Here is a 3,588-nt window from a genome sequence, read left to right on the forward strand (position 1 = left end):
GAAGCGGTCTGTATCCACACCGTGCGGCACGACGGCCCAGACATTTTGCACGAAGCTTGCTGCTTCCCGGGTCGTGGCAATGATCGCATCCATGCGGGAAATCAGCCAGCGCGGCCATGCAGAATGCCGCCGCTGAGCGGCAGACGTGAACACGATACGGATGGGTAGGCGGAACACATCACGGGCGATCACGGCCAGTTGCATTTCAGAATTCCGGCGCACATGCCAAATCGAAAAGGGCCGACCTTCCGGTGCGCGGCGGCACATCATGATCGCCCTCCAGCTGCCGACAGGTGACGGGCATCCCGGCAGAGGATGGCCAACCAGTTGCACGCTGAACAAGTCCCGTTGTTTTGACAGGACGGCAGCGGTTGTCGCAGAGACACCGGTTAGACGTGGGTTGAAATTGGTAACGAATAGCTCCGCGTTTTTCACGAATGCCGTCCTTTCTGTGCCGAGAGAACCTAGCCCGCCACAGCGATCAGTGGCAATCCGTGTGAAAGCCCTGGGCGCGCCTGCTCAGTCATCGTTGGACTTGTGCAGAAAGGATGCGATCCGCGGGGTAGAGGGCGTGGCCGGGCGTGTGCGCGTGCGCAGAACCGGCTGTTGCGAGCTGCCCTTTCTGCGGTCTTCCCTCAGCACGATGTAAAGCCCTGACGCGATGATGATCCCGGTGCCAAGCATCGTCATGCGGTCGAGACTTTCGTCGAAGAATATCGCGCCGAAGAGACTGGCCCAGATGATCTGCGAATACTGCATGGGGGCGACGATCACCGCCGGGGCAAGGCGATAGGCCGTCACGAGACAGGTCATGGCAATCAGCGCCAGAAGGGCCACAACGGCTGAAGCCCCAAGGTCGACGATATTGACGGGCACGTAGACGAATGGCAGGGCAGCGCCCATCACCACGAAATTGACCAGCAGCGGGTATAGCTGGAGCACGACGGTGCGTTCCGCCCGCCCGATCTTGCGCATGATGATGGAACTCAGCGCACTGAAGACGGCGCCCGCCAGCGCTGCCGCATGGCCAAGGGTCAGGTCCGCGCTGCCAGGTCGCAGAACGACCAGAACCCCGGCCAGGCCCACCACGATTGCAGCCGCCCGGTGCAGTCCCACACGCTCACCCAGCATCGGGATTGCCAACAGGGTTACCAGCAATGGCATCGCAAAGAGGATCGGGTAGACCTGCGTCAGCGGAAGAACCGAGAACGCGTAGAACGCGCAAGCGGCTCCAAGGGCGCCGCTCACCGTGCGCGCGCCCGTCCACCAAGGATGCACAGGGCGCAGCGAGTCCCCCCGGGCATCGCGGATCATCACCAGCGTCAGCATCGGGAAGCTGAAGAGAACCGAGAAGAAGATGATCTGGATCGCGTTGTAGGTCCCGCCGAGGTATTTGATCACCACGTCGTGGGTTGCGAAAATTCCGAAGGCAAGAAGTGCGAACAAGGCGCCCTTGAGCTGCATGGATCCCGGTCCCGAATGTCTTTTGCGTCAATCCTGAACGGGACTGGCATATGGCACGGTCCCGAGGCAAGGCGGCCAGCTTGCCGGGCGCACCTTGCCCGTGGCACTATCACCGCAAGGGCAGTTTGACAAATGACAGCAGACATATTGGTTCTGGCGGGCGGTGTGGGCCTCTTCCTGGTGGGGATGGAGGTCATGACCGAGGCATTGCGCGCGCTGGCCAGCCGGCATCTGCGTGGGTTCCTTGCACGTTTCACGACCTCGCCCCTGACCGGGACGCTGACAGGCGCGGCCAGCACGGCCGTCATCCAGTCGTCTTCTGCCACGATGGTCACCGTGATCGGGTTCGTCGGTGCCGGGCTCATGACCTTCCCGCAGGCCATCGGGGTGATCTACGGGGCCAATGTGGGCACGACCTTCACGGGCTGGATCGTGGCGTTGCTTGGCCTGAAACTCAGCCTCGGCACCATTGCCTTGCCGCTCCTGCTGGTGGCGGTTCTGGCGTCCCTGCTGACAAGGGGGCGTCCGGCGCGAATCGCGCGCGCGGTGACGGGCTTTTGCCTGATCTTCATCGGGCTCGACATGATGAAGGACGCGGTCGCCGGGTTCGAGGACCGTCTGACCGCCGACAGCCTGCCTGGCGACAGCTTCCTTGGCCGGGTGATACTCGTACTGATCGGGGCGGGTGTGACGGTGGTCATCCAGTCGTCTAGCGCCGCTTTGGCGGCGACGCTCGTTTTGCTGGCCGCGGGGTCCATAAGCCTTGGGCAGGGGGCGGCGCTGGTCATCGGGATGAACGTGGGCACGACCTTTACCGCGCTTCTGGTCACCATAGGCGGCTCGCGCGACATGTTGCGCACCGCAGTGGCGCATGCCGCCTACAACATCGCAACGGGCCTCGTGGTTTTTGCCTTGCTGGTTCCGTCGGTGGGCGCGCTTGGGGCGCTCTTTCCGGCGGATCCGACCACTGCACTCGTCGTTTTTCACACTGCTTTCAACGTGGCCGGGGCTGCAATCATGCTGCCCCTGACCCATCCCTTCGCGCGTCTGATCGAACGGATGGTTCCGGGGCGGGAAGGGGCGCTGACCGATGCGCTGGACCATCGGCTTCTGAACGATCCGAGCGCTGCGATGGATGCCGCGCGGTCCACGGCGCTGGCGATCCTCAGGGTCGAGTTCGCGGCCGCCTCCGACTATCTAAGGCCGCTGCCCGGCCCCTTGCCGGCGCCGCGCGTGGCGCTTCTGCAGACACCGATCGACGACCTGCAGCACTACCTGACCCAGATTCGTGTGCCCGATGGAGATAGCGAGATTGCCAATCGTTACTCGGCGCTCCTGCATCTCTACGACCATTTGCACAGGTTGGCACATCAACTGGTGGCCGAAGATGCGCTGGAGGCGCTCTTGGCCGATCCGGGCTTGCGTCGTCCCGCGCTGGCCTTTGGCGCCGCGCTCCGGCGCTACTCGGAACCCGACGGAACGAGAAGCCCCAGAAAGATGACCCGGCTGGCCTCGCTGATCGCGGGGCGCGCACGAAAGCTGCGCCGCTCGGCGCTTTTGCGGGAACATGTGGGGCTGGTCAGCGTGCCGGAGGTGTTCGAGCTGACCGATGCGATGCGCTGGCTCGAAAGGACGGCGCACAATGCAGATCGGGCGTTGGCCTATGCCCAACTGGCCGAGCACGCCCCTGTTGAACGCCCCTTGCCGGACCGGCTGGCCCCTCATGCAGAGGGCGCCCGCTAGGGGCGCCCTTTCTGTCGTTACAGGCTGGCGTCCAGCTTGGCGACGATCGCATCGCCCATTTCGCTGGTGCTGACGGGCGTGACGCCTTCTTCACCCAGAAGGTCGGCCGTGCGCACGCCATCGGCCAGAACCTGTTCCACGGCCTTCTCCAGCCGGTCGGCTTCGTCACCCTGGTCGAAGCTGTAGCGCAGCGCCATGGCGAAGCTCAGGATGCAGGCAATCGGGTTGGCCTTGCCCTGGCCCGCGATATCGGGGGCCGAGCCATGCACCGGTTCGTACAGCGCCTTGGGACGGCCATTGGCCATCGGGGCGCCGAGCGAGGCAGAGGGCAGCATGCCGAGCGAGCCGGTCAGCATGGCGGCGGCATCCGACAGCAGGTCG

Annotated in this window: 3 protein-coding genes and 1 pseudogene; 1 reads left to right on the top strand and 3 read right to left on the bottom strand. The window is 64.2% G+C overall.

The annotated features are described in order from the left end of the window. Together ACEQXV_RS10570 and ACEQXV_RS10575 are read right to left on the bottom strand one after the other, a co-directional pair. Window positions 1-435: pseudogene (locus tag ACEQXV_RS10570) on the bottom strand (glycosyltransferase family 1 protein); the annotation flags it as partial. Between the two features lie 84 nt (window positions 436-519). After that, complete coding sequence (locus ACEQXV_RS10575) at window positions 520-1,464, bottom strand: DMT family transporter (RefSeq protein WP_370269080.1); 945 nt, start codon at window positions 1,462-1,464, stop codon at window positions 520-522. Window positions 1,465-1,596: 132 nt separating this feature from the next. Between ACEQXV_RS10575 and ACEQXV_RS10580 the strand changes: the two genes are divergently transcribed. Beyond that, window positions 1,597-3,207 carry a Na/Pi cotransporter family protein gene (locus ACEQXV_RS10580; protein WP_370269082.1) on the top strand — a complete coding sequence of 537 codons (1,611 nt, stop codon included), beginning with the start codon at window positions 1,597-1,599 and terminating at the stop codon, window positions 3,205-3,207. A 17-nt stretch (window positions 3,208-3,224) separates the two neighbouring features. Here ACEQXV_RS10580 and ACEQXV_RS10585 read toward each other — a convergent pair. After that, window positions 3,225-3,588, bottom strand: a 364-nt coding sequence (locus tag ACEQXV_RS10585; RefSeq protein ID WP_370269083.1) for an isocitrate/isopropylmalate family dehydrogenase, incomplete at its 5' end; no start/stop codon positions are given.

The organism is Nioella sp. (assembly GCF_964229645.1).
Lineage (GTDB): Bacteria > Pseudomonadota > Alphaproteobacteria > Rhodobacterales > Rhodobacteraceae > Nioella.

What these genes read in the sequence shown, in the direction of transcription:
- ACEQXV_RS10575 (WP_370269080.1), bottom strand. Translation starts at nt 1,464, where the DNA reads ATGCAGCTCAAGGGCGCCTTGTTCGCACTTCTTGCCTTCGGAATTTTC.
- ACEQXV_RS10580 (WP_370269082.1), top strand. Translation starts at nt 1,597, where the DNA reads ATGACAGCAGACATATTGGTTCTGGCGGGCGGTGTGGGCCTCTTCCTG.